The sequence below is a fragment of the Demequina iriomotensis genome (assembly GCF_000971395.1).
GTDB lineage: Bacteria > Actinomycetota > Actinomycetes > Actinomycetales > Demequinaceae > Demequina > Demequina iriomotensis.
Genome location: NZ_BBME01000018.1, coordinates 19,733 through 36,891, shown reverse-complemented (window position 1 = coordinate 36,891; position 17,159 = coordinate 19,733). Strand labels below are relative to the sequence as shown.

Annotated in this window: 20 protein-coding genes; 6 read left to right on the top strand and 14 right to left on the bottom strand. The window is 73.7% G+C overall.

What is annotated here, in order from left to right; all coding sequences use genetic code 11:
- Positions 1-4 precede the first annotated feature (4 nt).
- From AOM09_RS12635 to AOM09_RS12615, 5 genes are all read right to left on the bottom strand, one after another.
- Complete coding sequence (locus tag AOM09_RS12635; protein ID WP_062389142.1) at positions 5-904, bottom strand: phosphotransferase; 900 nt, start codon at positions 902-904, stop codon at positions 5-7.
- 5 nt (positions 905-909) lie between these two features.
- On the bottom strand, positions 910-2,061 hold the full coding sequence (locus AOM09_RS12630) for a sensor histidine kinase (protein WP_082099135.1): 1,152 nt from the start codon (positions 2,059-2,061) through the stop codon (positions 910-912).
- The gene (locus AOM09_RS12625) at positions 2,058-2,750 is read right to left on the bottom strand and encodes a response regulator (RefSeq protein ID WP_062389140.1); all 693 of its coding nucleotides are present in this window, start codon (positions 2,748-2,750) and stop codon (positions 2,058-2,060) included. Before AOM09_RS12625 ends, AOM09_RS12630 begins: the two co-directional genes overlap by 4 nt.
- Position 2,751: 1 nt before the next feature.
- Complete coding sequence (locus AOM09_RS12620) at positions 2,752-3,480, bottom strand: DUF2202 domain-containing protein (RefSeq protein WP_062389137.1); 729 nt, start codon at positions 3,478-3,480, stop codon at positions 2,752-2,754.
- An 83-nt stretch (positions 3,481-3,563) separates the two neighbouring features.
- Positions 3,564-4,160: a GNAT family N-acetyltransferase gene (locus AOM09_RS12615; protein ID WP_169747661.1), complete on the bottom strand. Its 597-nt coding sequence runs from the start codon at positions 4,158-4,160 to the stop codon at positions 3,564-3,566.
- A 154-nt stretch (positions 4,161-4,314) separates the two neighbouring features.
- Between AOM09_RS12615 and AOM09_RS12610 the strand changes: the two genes are divergently transcribed.
- Entirely contained in the window at positions 4,315-5,148 is an 834-nt protein-coding gene (locus tag AOM09_RS12610; protein WP_062389132.1) for a siderophore-interacting protein, read from the top strand.
- A gap of 20 nt (positions 5,149-5,168) precedes the next feature.
- Here the strand turns inward: AOM09_RS12610 and AOM09_RS12605 are convergent, their stop codons facing one another.
- From AOM09_RS12605 to AOM09_RS12590, 4 genes are all read right to left on the bottom strand, one after another.
- The gene (locus AOM09_RS12605; RefSeq protein WP_062389130.1) at positions 5,169-6,068 is read right to left on the bottom strand and encodes a phosphotransferase; all 900 of its coding nucleotides are present in this window, start codon (positions 6,066-6,068) and stop codon (positions 5,169-5,171) included.
- Positions 6,069-6,296: 228 nt separating this feature from the next.
- Positions 6,297-7,547, bottom strand: coding sequence for a Dyp-type peroxidase (locus AOM09_RS12600; RefSeq protein ID WP_062389127.1), 1,251 nt, complete (start codon positions 7,545-7,547; stop codon positions 6,297-6,299).
- Positions 7,547-8,029: a copper chaperone PCu(A)C gene (locus AOM09_RS12595; RefSeq protein WP_062389125.1), complete on the bottom strand. Its 483-nt coding sequence runs from the start codon at positions 8,027-8,029 to the stop codon at positions 7,547-7,549. The genes AOM09_RS12600 and AOM09_RS12595 overlap by 1 nt, the downstream gene beginning before the upstream one ends.
- Positions 8,030-8,121: 92 nt before the next feature.
- Positions 8,122-8,709 carry a hypothetical protein gene (locus tag AOM09_RS12590; protein WP_156162361.1) on the bottom strand — a complete coding sequence of 196 codons (588 nt, stop codon included), beginning with the start codon at positions 8,707-8,709 and terminating at the stop codon, positions 8,122-8,124.
- 81 nt (positions 8,710-8,790) lie between these two features.
- On the opposite strand from AOM09_RS12590, the gene AOM09_RS12585 reads away from it, so the two are divergent.
- Positions 8,791-9,450: a class I SAM-dependent methyltransferase gene (locus AOM09_RS12585; RefSeq protein WP_062389121.1), complete on the top strand. Its 660-nt coding sequence runs from the start codon at positions 8,791-8,793 to the stop codon at positions 9,448-9,450.
- Here AOM09_RS12585 and AOM09_RS12580 read toward each other — a convergent pair.
- From AOM09_RS12580 to AOM09_RS15250, 3 genes are all read right to left on the bottom strand, one after another.
- Positions 9,417-10,589, bottom strand: coding sequence for a MalY/PatB family protein (locus AOM09_RS12580; RefSeq protein ID WP_062389118.1), 1,173 nt, complete (start codon positions 10,587-10,589; stop codon positions 9,417-9,419). The two genes, AOM09_RS12585 and AOM09_RS12580, sit on opposite strands and share 34 nt — an antisense overlap.
- A 41-nt stretch (positions 10,590-10,630) precedes the next feature.
- Positions 10,631-11,101: an SRPBCC domain-containing protein gene (locus AOM09_RS12575; RefSeq protein ID WP_062389115.1), complete on the bottom strand. Its 471-nt coding sequence runs from the start codon at positions 11,099-11,101 to the stop codon at positions 10,631-10,633.
- Positions 11,102-11,185: 84 nt separating this feature from the next.
- Positions 11,186-11,350 carry a hypothetical protein gene (locus AOM09_RS15250; protein WP_156162360.1) on the bottom strand — a complete coding sequence of 55 codons (165 nt, stop codon included), beginning with the start codon at positions 11,348-11,350 and terminating at the stop codon, positions 11,186-11,188.
- A gap of 70 nt (positions 11,351-11,420) precedes the next feature.
- Here AOM09_RS15250 and AOM09_RS12570 point away from each other — a divergent pair, with 70 nt between their 5' ends.
- Complete coding sequence (locus tag AOM09_RS12570) at positions 11,421-11,723, top strand: TfoX/Sxy family protein (protein ID WP_062389112.1); 303 nt, start codon at positions 11,421-11,423, stop codon at positions 11,721-11,723.
- Positions 11,724-11,742: 19 nt separating this feature from the next.
- Here AOM09_RS12570 and AOM09_RS12565 read toward each other — a convergent pair whose 3' ends face one another.
- Both AOM09_RS12565 and AOM09_RS12560 read right to left on the bottom strand, forming a co-directional pair.
- The gene (locus tag AOM09_RS12565) at positions 11,743-12,801 is read right to left on the bottom strand and encodes a TerC family protein (RefSeq protein ID WP_062389109.1); all 1,059 of its coding nucleotides are present in this window, start codon (positions 12,799-12,801) and stop codon (positions 11,743-11,745) included.
- 245 nt (positions 12,802-13,046) lie between these two features.
- Positions 13,047-13,919, bottom strand: a complete 873-nt coding sequence (locus AOM09_RS12560) for an ATP-grasp domain-containing protein (RefSeq protein ID WP_062389105.1) — start codon at positions 13,917-13,919, stop codon at positions 13,047-13,049.
- 109 nt (positions 13,920-14,028) lie between these two features.
- Between AOM09_RS12560 and AOM09_RS12555 the strand changes: the two genes are divergently transcribed.
- The 3 genes from AOM09_RS12555 to AOM09_RS12545 all read left to right on the top strand — a co-directional run bounded on the left by AOM09_RS12555 (position 14,029) and on the right by AOM09_RS12545 (position 17,156).
- Positions 14,029-15,177, top strand: coding sequence for a hypothetical protein (locus AOM09_RS12555; RefSeq protein WP_062389104.1), 1,149 nt, complete (start codon positions 14,029-14,031; stop codon positions 15,175-15,177).
- A 93-nt stretch (positions 15,178-15,270) separates the two neighbouring features.
- Positions 15,271-15,942, top strand: coding sequence for a response regulator transcription factor (locus tag AOM09_RS12550; protein WP_062389101.1), 672 nt, complete (start codon positions 15,271-15,273; stop codon positions 15,940-15,942).
- Entirely contained in the window at positions 15,939-17,156 is a 1,218-nt protein-coding gene (locus AOM09_RS12545) for a sensor histidine kinase (protein WP_082099128.1), read from the top strand. Before AOM09_RS12550 ends, AOM09_RS12545 begins: the two co-directional genes overlap by 4 nt.
- Positions 17,157-17,159 lie beyond the last annotated feature (3 nt).

Genomic DNA, 17,159 nt, shown 5'->3' with positions numbered 1-17,159 from the left:
CGTCCTACGCCTCGTGCGCCAGGCCGAGCTCGATGAGCCGCTCCCACGCCATGCGCGCGAGGAACGGATCGTCGATCTCGATGTGGTGGAGCGCGCTGAACAGCTGGTACGACTGCGCGCGCCATGCGGTCGCGGTGCTCACCTCGCCGTAGCCGGCGTAGAACTCGTCGCGCATGTCGAGCGGGATCACCGTCGCGGCGCCGCCGAGGTCCGCCGCGGGGTCGCCCGTGCCGAACCGGTGCCAGATGAGCAGCCCGGCGAACTGGCCGCGGTCCGACTGGATCGAGCGCGGCTCGAGCCGGCCATGGGTCCAGGTGATCGGCACGTCGACCGGCGCGACGGCGCCCACGCGGAACAGCGAGTCGACGGACTCGACGTCGAGGACGCGGTTCTCGGGGGCGCCGCGCAGCGACGCGAACACGAGCAGGCGGTCCCACTCGGCCAGCAGGGCGCCGAGGCCGGGCGCGGTCGCGGGGTTCTGCGGGGCATCCTCGGGGGCCGCCACGTGGATCTCGCGCAGCGCCGTCCCGAGCGCCCGCGCGGACGAGGCATGGAGCGGCACGAACGCCGCCGTCGACGCCGACACCCACTCGACCAGCGTCCAGTGGTACGGGAAGCCGTGTCCCGGCAGGCCCGTGGCGATCGGCGCGCTGAGCGGGAACGAGTAGCGCCCGAGGTGCGGCGCGAGCACGTCGGTCGCGCGCGCGAACAGCGGGTCGTCGAGCGCGAAGCGCGGGAAGAGCGCGCCGTAGCGGTCGCCGATGCGGACCGCGATGTGGTCCTCGTGCGTGTACCGGCGGCCGACCTCCTGGTCGGCGAGGTGCGGGAACTGGTCGTCGACGAGCGCGCGCACCTGAGCATCGTCGACCGTGACCGGTCGCGCGATCCTTGCGCTCGGGAGCATGCCCGTCACCCTAGCGAACAACGTGCTCGCCATGTGACATGGGCCACAGGCGCGCCGTCGGCTCCGGCGTCACCGGTCACCGGTCGCCGGTCGCCGCCGAGCGTCAGGGTGAACGTCGCGCCGCGACCCGGACCGGCGGAGCGCGCGGTCAGGTCGCCGCCGTGGGCGCGCGCGAGCGAGCGGGCGATGGTGAGGCCGATGCCGCGGCCGGGCCGGTCCGAGGCGTCGGCGCCGCGGAAGAACCGCTCGAACACCCGCTCGAGGTCCTCGCCGGCGATCCCCGACCCCTGGTCGGCGATCGTCACCAGGGCGCCGGCGGCGTCGCGCGCGGCGGCGACCGCCACCTGGGACCCGCGTGGGCTGTGCGCGAGCGCGTTCCCGAGCACGTTGACCAGCACCTGCGTGATGCGGTCGGCGTCCGCCGTGACGGGCACCGGGCGGGGCGCGTCGACCGCGAGCCCGACGCCCCGGTGCTCGAACTGGGGCCGCAACCGCTCCGCGGCGTCGCGGGTGAGCGTCGCGAGGTCGACGGCCGCGAGCGCGAGCGCGAGGGTGCTCTCCTGCGCGCGCGACAGCGTCGACAGGTCCTCGGCGAGCCTCCGCAGTCGCGCGGCCTCCGCCGCGACACGCTCGTAGGTCGCGGCGCCGGGCTCGACCACGCCGTCGATCAGCCCCTCCATGGTGCCGCCGATGGTGGTGAGCGGCGTCCGCATCTCGTGCGTGACCTCGTCGATGAGCCGCGCGCGGCGCGCCTCCATGTCGGCGAGGCGTTCCGCGAGGGCGTTGACGTCGTCGGCGACCCCGGCGAGCTCCGCCTCCGGCGGGCGCGGCACGCGTCGCGTGTAGTCGCCGCCTGCGATCGCGCGCGTCGCCTCCTGCACCTCGGCGAGCGGCCCCGCGATGCGGCGCGAGGCCCACAGCGCCGCGATGGCCGCGGCGACGATGCCCGCCGCGGCGCCCCACCCGAGCGCGAGCGGCAGCGCATCGGCGAAGGCCTGCTGCGCCTCGGCGGCGCGCATCATGGACCCGTGGGTGGTCCCCATGCGGCGCTGGACCGCGACGCCGCCCACGGCGAGGCCCACCGCGACGAGCGCGAGGACCCCGACCGCCGCCACGACGAGGTGGGACGCGAGCAGCCGGCGGCGCAGCGTGCTCATGGCGCGGCCAGCTTGTAGCCGACGCCGCGGACCGTGAGCACGATGCGGGGAGCGTCCCCCGGGTCCCGGAGCGCGGCCCGGAGCTTGCGGATGTGGACGTCGACGATGCGCTCGTCGCCGTAGAAGTCCCACCCCCACACGCGCTCGATGAGCTGGCGGCGAGTGAAGACCCGCCCGGGCGCCGAGGCGAGCGCCGCGAGCAGGTCGAACTCGAGCGCCGTGAGCGTGGTCGGCGCGCCGTCGACGGTCACCTCGCGGCCACCCGGATCGATGCGGACGGCGCCCACCGCGACGTGGTCGTCATTGAGCGACCCGTCGCGCCGGCGCAGGATCGCGCGGACCCTCGCCACCACCTCGCGCGGGCTGAACGGCTTGGTCACGTAGTCGTCGGCCCCGAGCTCCAGCCCGACGATGCGGTCGGGCTCCTCCGCGCGCGCGGTGAGCAGCAGCACGGGCACCGACGAGCCGCGGCGCACGCGACGCAGGGTCTCGAGGCCGTCGATCCCCGGGAGCCGCACGTCGAGGATCACGAGGTCGACCGCCCGTCCGCGCAGGACGTCCAGGGCCTCCTCGCCGGAGGCGGCGGGGACCACGTCGTAGCCCTCGCGACGCAGGTAGCCTCCGACGAGCTCGCGGATGCTCTGCTCGTCGTCGACCACCAGCACGGTGCGCGCGCCCACGCTCGCCATCCTAGGGAGCCGGCACGCCCGTGATCTCGGCGACCTCCGCGGGTGTCAGGACGGTCGCCTCGTAGGGCTGACCGTCCGCGTCGAGCGCGCGGACGAACACGGTGAGATGGTGCTCGCTGGCGTGCTCGAGCCTCGCGTACAGCGACGCGAGCGAGGCGGAGTCGACGTCCTGGGCCCGCAGGTCCCCGATATCGGCCTCCTCGACGTACGCCCCGACCGCCAGAGCGCCGGTCTCGGACGCGGTGCCGCGCTCCAGGAGGTCGTCGTAGAGCGTCTGCAGGTCGGCATCGTCGTAGACGCCGGCCACCGCGCCCTCCGTCGGATCGTTGAGCCCGTACGCGTCCATGAGGGTCAGCACGGCGCCCAGGTGCATGTCCTCCGCATGCGCGACCATGGCGAACGTGCGCAGGTCCCAGGCGTCCGCGAGCGCGTCGTAGAGGTCGCCGGCCATGCGCTCCTCCTCGGCCGTCGCGGCCAGCGAGGCCGCGTCGGCGTCGGTCGCGGGCGCATCGTCCTCCGCGGCCGTGCCGAGGCATCCGCCGCCGTGCGCGACGTCGTCGTCATCGTCGTGCCAGGCGCGCATCATGCCGCCCATGGCGCGGCCGTACGCGCCGCGATCGTCGTCACCCGACCCGTCGGACGATGCGGCCCACGCCGCACCGACGGGCACCGCGATCAGCGCGGCGCCGGCCGCCGCGGCCCATGCCGCGGTCCTCCATGCGATGGTCATCGGAGTCTCCTTCCCTCGGATGACCCCAGTCCATCCCCCGCGCATGAAGCGACGGCCGTGCCGCGGATGAAGATTCCGTGAAGCTACGCGTCGGATGCGGCGTCGGCGTCCGCGCTCGCGGCGAGGGCGTGGCGGCGGGCGCGCCACTCGCGCGCGAGGAGGCCGAACAGCTCGTCGTCGGAGACCTCGTCCTCGACCCAGAAGGCCTCACGCTTGACGCCCTCGTGCTGGAAGCCGAGCCGCTCGAGCACCTGGATCGAACGCGCGTTGTCGGGGTGCGTCGCCGCCTCGACGCGGTGCACGCCGGTGACGTCCACCAGGTAGTCGATGAGCGCGGTCGCGGCCTCGGTCGCGTAGCCCTTGCGCCGCGCCCAGCTGTGCAGCGTGTAGCCGATCTCCGCGGTGTGCCCGTGCTCGTGCAGGTAGACGGCCACGTCCCCGACGGTGCGGCCGTCGGCGCGACGCTGGACGTCCAGCTGGAACCAGTGGCCGGGCACCGGGCCGTCGTGATGCTCGCTCTCGCGGATGACGGCGAGCGCCTTCTCGACGGAGTAGGGCACGCGCCACGCCTGATACATCGCGGTCTCCGGGTCGGAGCGGCGCGCGGCGAAGTCCTCCGCGTCCTCCTCGGAGAAGGGACGGAGCACCAGGCGTGCGGTGTCGAGCGGAGCGAAGGCCACGGCCACACAGTAGCGGGGCATAACCCCGATATGACGGATATCCCGCGCCGCGAATTAGGAAACGGCGCCGTTGCGGATGTGGGCTACACTTCCCGGGTGAGGTGAGCCTCACCTTCTCGCACGAGCCAGCTTCATCCCCCACGAACGGAGCCTCATGGAGACCATCCACGCCGCCACGGTCGAGTCGATCGCACAGGTCACGCCGCACATGATGCGCATCGGCCTCCGCCTCGACGAACCCCAGGCCTGGGTCTCGGACGGCACCCCCGACGAGTGCATCCACCTCGAGGTGGGCGCCGAGACCGCCGACGCCGACGGCCACAGCGCGCGCCACTACACGGTGAGCGGGCACACCGAGGCCGGGTTCGAGATGGAGATCTTCATCCACGGCGACGGTCCCGGCGCGACGTGGGCGCGCACCGCGCGGATCGGCGACCGCACCGAGGTCTCCGACTCCAAGGGCTACTACAAAGTGCCGGAGGGCGCGGGCGTGCGCGTGCTCGTCGGCGACGCGACCGCGCTTCCCGCGATCGCGCGGGTGCTCGCGGAGGCGAGCGCCGACGAGGTCTTCCACGTGGTCATCGAGCTCGCCGACATGGCCGAGCGCCGCGAGCTGCCGACGGCCGCGTCGGCGACCATCGACTGGCGGCTCGGGGGCAACGGGCGCCGCGCGTCCGGGCTCAAGGACGCGCTCGTGGAGCTCACCGACACGCACCTCGACCCCGCCGCTGGCTCGTACATCTGGGTCGCGTGCGAGGCCAAGGACTCCCGTGCGATCCGCACGATGCTGCGCCGCGAGTACGGCCTGCCCCTCACGCACTTCCGCATCGTCGGCTACTGGCACAAGGACCTCGCCCACGCGATCCGCGTGTGGGACGAGGCGTCCGAGGAGACGAAGGCGCAGTACTTCGAGCTGTGGCGCGACGACCGCACGGATGAGGAGAACTGGGTCGAGCTCGAGCCCTTCCTCCAGAAGATGGGCGCGTAGCAGGCGCGTCGCGTCCGGGCTCAGCCCTCGAGCACGCCGAGGTCGACCAGCGCACGCCGTCCGCCATCGGCGTACGGCTGCTCGTCGAGCGCGGCGAGCGTGACGCCATAGGCGAGCGCCTCCGCGCGGATCCGCAGCATCGCCGACTCGTCGAGCGGCGTCACGGCGTCGTCGTACCCGCGCAGCAGATCGCGCATGCGCGCGCCGCCGACCAGGCACCACGCCTGTCCCAGGTCGGTCGCCGGATCGGCGATCCCGAGGTCGCCCCAGTCGAGGATGCCGCCCAGCCGCCCGCCGTCGCTCAGCACGTTGGCGCCGTGGAGGTCGAGGTGGCACCAGGTCTCGAGGGGCCGGCGCTGCGCGGCCCCGGCGCGGAACTGCTCGCGCGCCACGTCGTCGTCCAGCGCGAGGCCCCGCTCGAGCAGCCGCCCGATCCGGTCGTCGAAGCGCTCGGCGCGCTCGGCCAGCGGGGTGGACCGGAAGGGGTTGCGGGGCGCGTCGGCGGGGGCAGGGGCGTGCAGCGCGGCGAGCGCCTGGCCGAGGTCGCGCGCGCCGCGGCCCGACAGCGGCGCGGCGTAGGCGGGCTCACCGGGCAGCCAGGGCACCACCGCCCACGCCCATGGCACCTCCTCGGACGGGCCGCCAAGGCGCACCGGCACCGGCGCCGGGAAGCCCCAGCCGGGAGCGAGGCGCGGCAGCCACACGTGCTCGCGCTCGATCAGCTGCGCGGCGTGCGCGCGGCGCGGGATCCGAACCGCGAGATCGTCGCCCAGGCGGATGGTGACGTTGTCCCAGCCCCCGTAGGTGGGACCGAGCGGGAGCGACGCGAGGTCCGGATGGTCGCGCGCGAGCAGCGCATGAGCCGTGTCGGGGGTGACGGAGATGTCCGCGGGAGGGGCTGACCACGACGTTGTGCTCATGCGTCGAGGCTACGGGCGCCCTCCCCGAGCCGCCACCGGGCGTCGCCCACCTCCGTCCCGCCCGCGCCCGCCGCTTCCCCGAATGGGGCGCCCACGGTCGGATCCCGGGCCGCGCCGCCTCCCATGGGGCATCCGCGCTCGTGGGCGATCGCCGATGCCCCATGGCGCGCGGCCGGGCGCCGAACGCGACCGTGAGCGCCCCAAATCCCGGGGCGCGGCGCGGCGCGTTCAGGTGAAGAGCGTCTCCCCCACGAACCCGCCCTCCTCGCACCCCGGCGGGATCGCCCACACGCCGGAGCCGATGGGCGTGGTCCACGTATTGAGCAGGTCCGCCTGTGCGAGCCGCTCCTGCATCGGCACGTACTGCGCGTCGACATCGCGCTGCCACGAGCCGAACAGCAGGCCCGTGTTCGAGACCGCCGGCCGACCCTCACCGTCGACCGCGCCGGCCTCGACCGGGTCGTCGTAGCTGTAGCCGATGCGGACGATGCCCTGGGCCGGGTCCGCGACGTGCGCGCGGGCCGCGTGCGCGGCCGGGTTGATCACGGTGAAGCCGTTCGGCCCGGTCGCATCAAGGTCGACCTCGTCCCGCTCGCTCCCGCCCGTGAGAGGGGCGCCGTCCGCGAGGCGCCGGCCCACGGCGGCCTCGCGACCCTCGCGCCCGACCTCGTCCCAGCCCTCGAGGTCCATCGCGATGCGCCGCAGCACCAGCGACGTGCCGCCCCGCAGCCACGCCGGGGCCTCGTCGCCCGCCCAGACCGCCGCGGCGAACGCATCGTCGCCCGGTCGGGGGTTCCGCGAGCCGTCGACCTGCCCGAAGAGGTTGCGCATCGTGGTGCCCGAGGCGTCGGAGCCGTACGCGCGGCGGAAGCCGGTCTGGCGCCACCGCAGCGTGGCGAAGCTGCGCGAGTCGCGCAGGATCATCCGCGCGAGGTGCGAGATCGAGGTCGGATCGTCGCCGTGAAGCAGCACCATCAGGTCGCCGTGCGACCAGCGGTCCTCGAGTGCGTCGATCTCGGGGAAGGCGGGCAGCGGGCCCAGCCATGCGGGCGCGTCGGCTCCCGCACGGACCACGGCCTCGCGGCCGACGCCGAACGTCGCGGTGAGCCCCGCGGGCCGGACGGCGAGCTCGGGCTCGAGGTCCGCGAGCGCGCCGCGGCCCTGGGTGATGCGGGCCGCATCGTCCGTGAGGAGCCGCAGCCACGCACGTAGGCGCTCCCGATCGGTCGCGGGAAGCAGGTCGAAGGCGAGGTAGGTGGCGTGCGCGCCCGGCGTGGACGTCACGCCCGCCTGATGGGCGCCGTGGAAGGGCACGATGCGCGCGCCGTTGACGCCGGCGGTGTCGACGGACGCTGCGGCCATGGAGCCGGGCAGCAGCCCGGTGCGCTCCGCGCCCAGGGTGATCGCCGCGCCCGCACCGGCGGCGGCCCCTCCGAGGAGGAGCCGCCGCCGGCTGAGGCCGCTGGTCTCGGCGGGCATCAGCCCTCGTCGCCGTAGTCCTCGTTCGCGCCGTCGAAGTCCTTCGCGGTCGCGGTGAACGCCACGGTCCCGCCGTCGGCGAGCTCGAGCCTGAAGTCGACCGCGTCGCCGGCGACGACGGCCTCGGGGAGGCCGATGAGCATGAGGTGGAGGCCGCCGGGCTCGAGCACGAGCGACTCTCCCGCCGGGACCACGAAGCCGCCGTCCTTCTCCTGCATCGCGCCGTCGACCACCTCGTGGAGCTGGATCTCGGGCGAGACGTCGGAGGTGGCGGCGACGATGGTGATGTCCGCGTCCGTCGTGTTGGTGAGGGTGGCGAAGGCCGCGGACATCATGTCCTCCGGCGTCGCGGTCGTGACCCACGGGTCGGTGACCTCGAGCGGGTCCGTGGCGGAGGCGTCGTCGGACGCGCAGCCGGCGAGGGTGGCGGCCGCGACCACGGCGACGGCGGCGGATGTGAGGAAGCGGGGACGGGTGAACATGACTCTCCTGTGGGGATGGCGCGCGCGTGCGAGTGCGCCGCGGCGCGCGGGTGTGCCTGAAGGGTGCGGGCGGGGCCCGCGGGTGACTCGGTTCAGGCGGTCACGGGAGGTCCGCGCCCCGAGGGCACGGCGAGGGTGAGCGAGCGCGGCGCGTAGACGCCGTCCGCGACGGGTACGAGGCGCGGGGCCGGCCCCGAGACGGGTGCGGGCGTCAGGCGCAGCGCCGCGGTGAGCGCGTCGAGCGCGAGGTGGACGATGCGCGAGGCCGCCGCCAGGATGGTCCCGGCCGCGCGGATGGTCCCGTAGGTGACGGCGCCGGCCGCGACGTGCGCGAGCGGCATCGCGGCGTGCGCGTGCACGCCGGAGCCGTCGAGGACACCGGCGAGCGCCGCGGCATCGTGACCGGTGTGCCCGGCGGGCGGAACCGCGCGCGGTGCGCCGAGGGAGAACGTCGTGTGCAGCGCGAGCTGGCTCGCCGCGACGACGAGCGCGAGGCGCCCACGGCCCAGGGGGCGGCCGGCGAGCTGCGCCGCGATCGCGAAGGACGCGAGCAGCGGAGCCACGATCGCGAGCAGCGACGGGGCGGCTCCGCCGGCGCCCATGTGCATCGCGAGGGCGGAGAGCGTCGACAGCGCGGCGGCGCCTGCGGCGCGGCCCAGCCTCGACATGCCCTCGTTCACGGACGCGATTCTTCCACGCGCACGGGGGCCGGGTCCCGCATCGTCCCGACGTCCGTCGGCCGTGGGGGATGATGGTGCGTCATGAGCGAGACGACGCCGCAGGACGCGAAGGAGCGTCCCGACCACCAGCGCTGGAACTACAACATCCACTACATGCAGCCGCTGGTCGCGAACCTGCCCGAGACCGCCCGGACCGCTCTCGACGTCGGCTGCGGCGAGGGCTACCTCGCGCGCCGCCTGGCTGCGCGCGGCCTCGAGGTGACCGCGATCGACGTCGACCCCGCCGCGATCGCGCGCGCCCGCGCGCAGGGTTGCACGGTCGAGCTGCTCGACTCGACCGAGCAGTCCCCGTCGATCACGTACCTCGCGGGAGACGCGCTCGAGGAGGAGCTCGGCACGTACGACGTGGTCACGGCGTCGGCCGTGCTGCATCACATGGACCTCGAGGCCGGGCTCACCCGCCTGCGCGACCTGGTCGCGCCCGGCGGGCGCCTGGTCGTGGTGGGCATGGCCACCCCGAACTGGCCCCAGGACCTCCCGCGGGACGTGTGGGCGACGTTCGTCGACAAGTTCCAGCGCCTGTTCCGCGGCTACTGGGACCACGGCTGCGACTGCACGTGGCCCGCGCCGCACAGCTTCCGCGACGTTCGCGGCGCGGCCGAGCGGCTGCTGCCGGGAGCGGTGTACGAGCGCGAGCTGCTGTGGCGCTACACGCTCACCTGGGACGCGCCCGCCGACTGAACCACGTCGAGCGTGTGCGCGATCCTGCGCACCGCCTCCTCGAGGATCGCGGGGCTGGTCGCGATGTTCATGCGCGCGTGGCCCGCGCCGCCCGTTCCGAAGTCGGTGCCGACGTTGAGCGCGAGCCGACCGTGCGTCATGAGCGCGTGCGACGGGACCTCGCCCAGCATCGTCCCGAAGTCGAGCCACGTGAGGTACGTGCCCTCGGGCACCAGGTAGTCGACCTGCGGGGCGTGCTGCGCGAGCAGGTCCCGCACGAGCAGCCGGTTGCGGTCCAGCCCGGCGAGCATTCCCGCGAGCCACTCCCCGCCGTCGCGGTACGCGGCCGTCTGGGCGAGGACGCCCAGGTGCGAGGGTCCGTGGTGCTTGCCCGCGAGGTAGGAGTCGAAGGGTGCGGACTCGGGGCCGCCGATGAGCAGCGCCGACGGGATCGACGCGAGGTTCCATGCCTTGGAGGCGGCGTGCAGCGCCATGCCGGTCGGGTCGACGTCGAGGTAGGGCGTGAACTCGTGGGGCGCGTAGACGATCGGCGCGTGGATCTCGTCGGAGACCACCGGCACGCCGTGGCGGCGGGATAGCTCGGCGACGCCCTCGAGCTCGGCGCGCGTGTGCACCGCGCCGCCGGGGTTGTGGGGGTTGCACAGGAGGTAGCCGGCGCGGCGGCCGCCGGCGGTGGCCTCGGCCATGGCGCGGTCGATGGCGGCGAGGTCGAGCCGCATGTCCGCGCCGAGCGGCGCCTCGCGGATCACGCGGCCCGCTTGCTTGAGGTACGCGAAGAAGGGCGGGTACACGGGCGAGTTCACCAGGATCTCCGAGCCGGGGTCGGTCACCTCGAGGAGGGCGTCGACATAGCCCATGATGACGCTCTGCACCGGGGTCGTCCGGGCGGCGTCGAGCCCCGTCCACGTCCAGCGGGCGCGCGCGAAGTCGAGGAAGGCCTCGATGTAGGGCTCCGGCGTCGGATACCCCATGTCGCCCTCGCGCACGGCGCGGTCGAGGGCCTCCCGGATGGGCTCCGCGAGGTCGACGTCCATCTCGGCGACCCACAGGGGGAGCACCTCGGGGCCGAACTTGGTCCACTTGGCGGAGGTCCGGCGGCGCAGGCGCTCGAGCGGGACGGTGAAGGGATCCGCGGTCATGCGCCGAGCGTAGCCGAGCGACGCGCGGCCCGACAGGCGCCTCAGGACATCGTCCGGAGCATCGCGTCCAGGCGCTCGAGCGGCTCCCGCAGGCGTGCCACGCCGCCCAGGTTGATGTAGGCGGTGCGGTGGTAGTCCGAGGGGAACAGGTGGCTCACCACCATCATCGTGCCGGCGGTCGAGCCCGCCATCTCGACCCGCAGGTAGGTCACCACGTCGGGGAAGAGCTCCGAGATGAGGGAGAACCGCACGCGCGACTCGCGCTCCACGGTGTCGTAGCGCCCGTAGAACGTGAAGGTGTTGCCCTCGGGGTCCATCTGGAGCAGCCGCCAGGCTCCGCCCGGGGACACCTCCATCTCCACGGAGCGGTTGGCGTACCCGTGGGGCGCGAACCACTGCTGGATGTACAGGGGCTCGGTCACCGCGGTCCACACGCGCGCCACCGGGAACGGCATCCGCAGGCTCGCGACCAGCACGGGCGGCTCCGCGGGAGCCTCGACCGAGATCTCCATGGCACGCTCCTGAGCTCGACCAGGCTGGTGACCCTTCACGTCATCAGCCTGGTAGTCGGGAGCATACCCGTCAAATGGAGCGATTCAGGCGCCTGGCCGGAGGATGCCCTTGCCCACGCGGAGCCCCTTGGCGACCTTCGAGCCCTCGCCCTGACGGGCCTCCACCTCGTCCGCGATGCGGCCCAGCAGCGCCGCGGCCAGCGGGATGGCGATCGCCATGACGATCCATCGTCCGAATCTGCGTCTCATGTGTGCACCTCCGGGTGGGGCAACGCGCTCGCCGCGCTCCGCCTTCCCCGCCGAGCGTAGCGTCGGTGCCATGGGAACCTCGCGCGCCGTCGTCGACCACCTGCTCGAGCAGCTGGAGCCGCTCCCCGTCAGGGTCCGTGCGATGTTCGGCGAGTACGGCCTGTACTGCGACGAGGTGTTCGTGGGGGTCGTGTGCGACGGCGTGCTGTTCCTCAAGCCGACGGCCGTCACGGAGGGGCTGCCCGAGGGGCCGCCGTACCCCGGCGCAAAGGAGCACCGCATCGTCGCCGCCGAGATGATCGAGGACCCGCCGGCGCTCCAGCGGCTCGTGGAAGGGACCGCCGCCGCCCTGCCCGCGCGTCGCCGACGGTGACGCGCGGGCAGGGCGTGCGTCAGCGCTGCCCGGGGTCCCCGGCGGGGTCCACGAAGCCGGCGTGGGCCGCGGCGGCGGCCTCCGCCTCCATGCGCTTCGAGGCGCGCAGGCTGGTGACCGTGGTGATTGCGAGCACGCCGACGATGACCACGAGCGAGAGCAGCGTCGGGATGGTGGGGACGCCCGGCCACACGCCGTGCGCCCAGTGCAGCACCAGCTTGACGCCGATGAACGCGAGGATGATCGACAGCCCGTAGCCCAGGTGCACCAGCTTCGACAGCGCGCCCTCGAGCACGAAGTACAGGGCGCGCAGACCGAGCAGCGCGAACGCGTTGGTGGCGAAGACCAGGTAGGGGTCCGCGGTGATGCCGTAGACGGCGGGGACCGAGTCGACCGCGAAGACGATGTCGGTGCCGATGATCGCCGCCATCACGAGCGCGAGCGGGGTGAGGGCGCGGCGGCCGTTGCGGATGACGGTGGCCTTGGTGCCCTCGTACTCGCCGGTGACGGGGAAGAACCGGCTCAGCACCTTGACGATGCGCATCTGCTCGGGGTCCACCTGCTCGTCGTCGTGGCTGAGCGCGTCGCGGAAGACCTTGACGGCGGTCGCGAGCAGGATCGCGCCGAACAGGAGGAAGGTCCAGTCGAACGTCGCGATGAGCCCCGCGCCGAGCGCGATGAACAGGCCGCGCAGCACGATCGCGCCGGCGACGCCGAACAGCAGCACGCGCTGCTGGAGCACGCGCGGCACCGCGAAGGCGCTGAGGATGAGGATGAAGACGAAGAGGTTGTCGACCGACAGCGACTTCTCGACGATGTAGCCGGTGTAGTACTTCACGCCGATGTCGCCGCCGTGCGCGGCCCACACCCAGCCGCCGAACGCCAGCGGGATGGCGATGTAGAACGCGGTCCAGCCGAGCGCCTCCTTGAAGGTCACCTCGTGCGGCTTGCGCGTGATGACGAAGTCGAAGGCGAGCAGGCCGATGACGGCGACGATGGTGCCGATCCACAGGCCCGGCGTGGCGATCGAGTGCAGCGCGGGCTCGGTGGTCGAGGTGTCGAGCAGCAGGGGGGACATGGGTCTCCTCAGGTACGGCGAAGTCCTGAGGTCTCCTTCGCCGCTTTGCGGCGCCCGCCCGGGAGGATCCACGAAGATCTCGTACTGACCGGAACGGGGCTTGGGAAGTACTCCCCTCGGTGGACAAGAGTAGACGATGCCCCCGCCCTCCGGACAGTGCCAACGGAATCGAGCGCGACACGCGGGCGCCGGCCCCGGGTGACAGGCCCCTCGTCGGCGTGTCGGAGCGAGATCCGTGGTGACTGTCAGGGAAGCGGGAGGAGCGCGCGGAAGGTCGCCGCCGCCCTCGCCGGTGCCTCCGGGTCGAGGCCCAGGAACAGGCTCGGCTCGGTGAGCTCGAGCTCGAGGACCACCGGGCCGGGCGGCGTGGGCAGCAGGTCGATGCGTGCGTAGGCGAGATCCGGGTGGCCGAGCCCCGGCAGCGCGGCGACGATGCGGTCGGCGAGGTCGCGCTCCGCCGGGGTCGCGGTGGTCGCCACGACCTTCTCGTCGGCGTACAGCCCGGTCTCCCACGACATGTCGCGCGACAGGATCGCGGCCTTCCGTGCGGCGTGCGAGAAGCGCCCTCCCAGGTAGATGAGCGCCGTCTCGCCCGCGGTGTCGACCTCCGCGAGATACGGCTGCAGCATCGCGACCTTGCCCTGCGCGTGCAGCGCCGCGACATGCGCGGCGGCGCCGTCGGGGTCGCCGTCGAACAGGCGGGCGCCGTTGGACCCCGCGCCCACCGAGGGCTTGACCACCAGGTGCGCGCCCAGCCCGACCACCGCATCGTCCGGGACCGCCTCGCCGGGCGCGACGAAGGTGGTGGGGACCACGGGGAAGCCCGCCGCGGCGAGGTCCGCGAGGTACCGCTTGTCGGTGTTCCACTCGAGGGTGGGGACCGGGTTGAGCAGCCGCGTGACGGACGATGCGCGGCGGGCCCAGGCGCGGAACGCGTCCAGGTGGTCGTGGTAGTTCCAGGTGCTGCGCAGGATCGCGACGTCGAACGCCGCCCACTCCACCGCCGGGTCGTCCCACGCGACGAGCGCCGCCTCGGGCAGGAGCGGCAGCAGCAGGTCCTCGTCGGCGTCGGGGACCGACATCTCGAGGGTCGTGACGATGGCGATGCGGGCGGTCATGCCGCTCAACCTAGCGGCGCGCAGGGTGACCGATCTCACGCGTGCGGCGACAGCGCGCCGGACCGGTGACGGGCCATGACGCGGTTACCCTCGCGGGCAGGAGGTGCAGATGTCGCGTGGGAGCCAGGCGCTCGCGGCCGTCGCCGGCGCCGTCGTGGGCGCGGGTCTGCTGGGCGGCGCCTACCTCACCGTCGAGCCGATAGTCACGGTCGAGCACGTCGCGGCGCCTGTGGCGTCGGCCTCGCCCACCCCGTCCGCGGCGCCGTCGCCTGCTCCCACGGCGATCACTGCGGACTGCGTCTGGGAGGACCTTCCCGAGGATCTCCGCCCGCCCGTGCTGGTCGACGAGCCCGAGGGCCTGCCGGAGGCGCGCGCGATGACCGCCGCGGTGTGGTCCTGCGTCGGCGAGGGCTGGGACGTCGCGGTCCACTCGGCGGACGGCGACACGTGGCGGCTCGGCGGCACCGCGCAGGCGCTCTACCTCGAGGCGCCCGACGGCGACCTGCTCAAGCTGTTCGACCTGCGCACCGACGTCGAGGTGGTGGTGCTCGAGGCCGATCTCGATGCGCGTGTCGCGTGGACCGCGCGGCTCGGCGGCGGTGACGGCTACCAGGTGGTCGAGGTCGAGCTCGAGTCGGGACTGGTGGTCGACGACTGGGGTGGCGACGCGATCCCATCGCTCCAGCGTGACGAGGAGTCCCGCATGGTCTACTCCGTCGCGCCCCGGGCATCGTTCGGCGGCGAGGGCACCCTATGGGCCGGGTACACCTACACGGGCGCGGTCCAGTCGCTCTTCGTGCGGGAGGCCGGCTCGGTGTTCCGCGCGCTCGGCGCGCAGAAGGCGCTCGACAGCCTCCTCGCGCAGGGCTCGGTGAACGGCCACGGCGAGGGAGGCGACGAGGTCTGGCTCGACGAGTCGGGGACCGTCGCGATGTTCCTCGCCCAGAGCCCGGTCGAGATCGATCCGGCGCTCTCCGGCAAGAAGGCACGGAAGGCGGCGCAGGATTCGCTGTGGCGCTCCGACGGCGGGACCTGGGTGGTGGTCGACCTGGTGACGGACCAGTGGCGGCTGGTGGACGCGGGCCTGCCGGAGGGGCTGTGCCGCCCGGCCCCGGACACGTACATCCCCGGCACGGCCGAGGCGCCGGGCGAGCTGCAGGCGCTGTGCCTCAACGGCGGCGAGGACGAGGACGGCTACGACATCTACCTGCTGTCGCTCGACGCGGACGGCCGCGCCAAGGCGGAGGAGCGGCCCTGACGTTGCCCACACCCCGGCGTGCGTACTGTGGACGCAGCCGACAGCGCCGGACGTGAGGGAAGTGGCAGCAGTGCAGGAGCAGGAGGCGCCCGCGTGAGGGTGCTCGTGGTGGAGGATCATGCCGTGCTCGCGCGCGAGGTCGCGACGGGCCTGAGGCGCGCGGGCCTCGCGGTCGACGTGGCCCGTGACGGCGCCGAGGCGCTCGAGAAGTGCGCGGTCAACGAGTACGACGTGGTGGTGCTCGATCGCGACCTGCCGCGCGTGCACGGGGACGACGTCTGTCGCGAGCTCGCGGCGGAGGGCTCGCCCGTGCGGATCCTCATGCTTACGGCGGCGGGCACGCTCGCCGACATCGTCGAGGGGCTCGGCCTCGGCGCGGACGACTACCTCGCCAAGCCCTTCGCGATGGCCGAGCTGATCGCACGGGTGCGCACGCTCGGCCGCCGGGCGGGTGTGGCGGCGCGCCCGTACATGCGCATCGGCGGGCTCGAGATCAGGCCCGACGAGCACGCGGTGACCCGCGACGGCAGGACCATCACGCTCGCCCCGAAGGAGTTCGGCGTGCTCGAGGTGCTGGCGGCGCAGCCCGGCCGTGTGGTGTCGGCGGAGACCCTGCTGGAGAAGGTGTGGGACGAGTACGCCGACCCGCTCACGAACGCCGTCCGGGTCACCATGGTGACGCTCCGCCGCAAGCTGGGCGAGCCCGCGCTCATCGAGACGATCAAGGGCGTGGGCTACGTGCTGCGCGAGGACATGGGCGCATGAGGGTGACCATCCGCGTCACGCTCACGGCGACGTTCGCGCTCCTGTTCGTGGTGGTCGCCGGGGTGCTCGTCACCACCGCCTACCTCTTCGTCGCGGGCACCACCACCGGTCCGGCTCAGATGGCCGAGCGTCAGCAGGCGCTGCAGGACGCGCTCGCGGAGCAGGGCATCGAGATCCCCGCGTCGCCCGGGCCGCAGGACCCCCAGGGCCCCTGGGCCGGAGACGGGACGCGGCCCGACGCGCCGCAGGACGATGCGGTCGCGCGCACCCTCGCGGCGATCGACGAGGCGGCGCGCGCCAAGGTGCTCGAGGACCTCCTCACGCGCTCGCTCCTCGCCTTCGCGATCTCGGCGGTCCTGGCGGTCGGCCTCGCGTGGTGGCTGTCCGGACGCGTGCTGCGCCCGGTCGACGAGATCGCCCGCGCCGCGAGCACGCTGTCCGAGCGCACGCTCGACCGCCGCCTCCCCGAGGACGGTCCCGACGACGAGTTCGGTCGCCTGCGCCACGCCTTCAACGGGATGCTCGCACGCCTCGAGTCCGCATTCGACGCGCGCCAGCGCTTCGCCGCGGACGCCTCGCACGAGCTGCGCACGCCGCTCGCCGTGCTGCGCGCGTCGGCCGACAACGTGCTGTCCTCCTCGCGTCCGTCGCGCCAGGCCCGCGAGCTCGCGGAGGAGGTGGAGACCCAGGTGGCGCGCGCGGACTCGCTCATGACCAGCCTGCTGACGCTCGCGCGCGCCGATGACGTCATCCACACCCGCGAGCAGGCCGACCTCGCGGACGTCGCGGCGGAGGTGGTCTCGGCCGCTTCCCCCCGCGCGACGGCGTCCGGCGTCGCGATCGACCTCGACATCGAGGATGCGCCCGTGCTCGGCGACCCGGTGCTGCTCGAGCGGATGATCGCCAACCTCATCGACAACGCGCTGCGCTACAACCGGGCCGAGGACGGCTGGGTGCGCTGCCGCGTCTGGAGCGAGGGCGACGGCGCGCTGGTCGAGGTCGCGAACTCCGGGCCGCCCGTCGCCGCGGAGGACATCCCGGCGCTGTTCGTGCGCTTCTCGCGCGGGGCCCAGCGATCGGAGGTCGCGGGCCATGGGCTGGGGCTGCCCATCGTCGCGCGGGTCGCCCAGGTCCACGAGGGGGCGGTCGACACGCGTCCCGGGGACGAGGGCGGGATCGTCGTCCGGGTCTCGATGCCGGCGAGCCGGCCCTGACGT

Excerpts from the sequence above, each read along its gene's own strand:
- AOM09_RS12635 (WP_062389142.1), bottom strand. The coding sequence starts at position 904 with ATGCTCCCGAGCGCAAGGATCGCGCGACCGGTCACGGTCGACGATGCT.
- AOM09_RS12630 (WP_082099135.1), bottom strand. The coding sequence starts at position 2,061 with ATGAGCACGCTGCGCCGCCGGCTGCTCGCGTCCCACCTCGTCGTGGCG.
- AOM09_RS12625 (WP_062389140.1), bottom strand. The coding sequence starts at position 2,750 with ATGGCGAGCGTGGGCGCGCGCACCGTGCTGGTGGTCGACGACGAGCAG.
- AOM09_RS12620 (WP_062389137.1), bottom strand. The coding sequence starts at position 3,480 with ATGACCATCGCATGGAGGACCGCGGCATGGGCCGCGGCGGCCGGCGCC.
- AOM09_RS12610 (WP_062389132.1), top strand. The coding sequence starts at position 4,315 with ATGGAGACCATCCACGCCGCCACGGTCGAGTCGATCGCACAGGTCACG.
- AOM09_RS12605 (WP_062389130.1), bottom strand. The coding sequence starts at position 6,068 with ATGAGCACAACGTCGTGGTCAGCCCCTCCCGCGGACATCTCCGTCACC.
- AOM09_RS12600 (WP_062389127.1), bottom strand. The coding sequence starts at position 7,547 with ATGCCCGCCGAGACCAGCGGCCTCAGCCGGCGGCGGCTCCTCCTCGGA.
- AOM09_RS12595 (WP_062389125.1), bottom strand. The coding sequence starts at position 8,029 with ATGTTCACCCGTCCCCGCTTCCTCACATCCGCCGCCGTCGCCGTGGTC.
- AOM09_RS12585 (WP_062389121.1), top strand. The coding sequence starts at position 8,791 with ATGAGCGAGACGACGCCGCAGGACGCGAAGGAGCGTCCCGACCACCAG.
- AOM09_RS12580 (WP_062389118.1), bottom strand. The coding sequence starts at position 10,589 with ATGACCGCGGATCCCTTCACCGTCCCGCTCGAGCGCCTGCGCCGCCGG.
- AOM09_RS12575 (WP_062389115.1), bottom strand. The coding sequence starts at position 11,101 with ATGGAGATCTCGGTCGAGGCTCCCGCGGAGCCGCCCGTGCTGGTCGCG.
- AOM09_RS15250 (WP_156162360.1), bottom strand. The coding sequence starts at position 11,350 with ATGAGACGCAGATTCGGACGATGGATCGTCATGGCGATCGCCATCCCG.
- AOM09_RS12570 (WP_062389112.1), top strand. The coding sequence starts at position 11,421 with ATGGGAACCTCGCGCGCCGTCGTCGACCACCTGCTCGAGCAGCTGGAG.
- AOM09_RS12565 (WP_062389109.1), bottom strand. The coding sequence starts at position 12,801 with ATGTCCCCCCTGCTGCTCGACACCTCGACCACCGAGCCCGCGCTGCAC.
- AOM09_RS12560 (WP_062389105.1), bottom strand. The coding sequence starts at position 13,919 with ATGACCGCCCGCATCGCCATCGTCACGACCCTCGAGATGTCGGTCCCC.
- AOM09_RS12555 (WP_062389104.1), top strand. The coding sequence starts at position 14,029 with ATGTCGCGTGGGAGCCAGGCGCTCGCGGCCGTCGCCGGCGCCGTCGTG.
- AOM09_RS12545 (WP_082099128.1), top strand. The coding sequence starts at position 15,939 with ATGAGGGTGACCATCCGCGTCACGCTCACGGCGACGTTCGCGCTCCTG.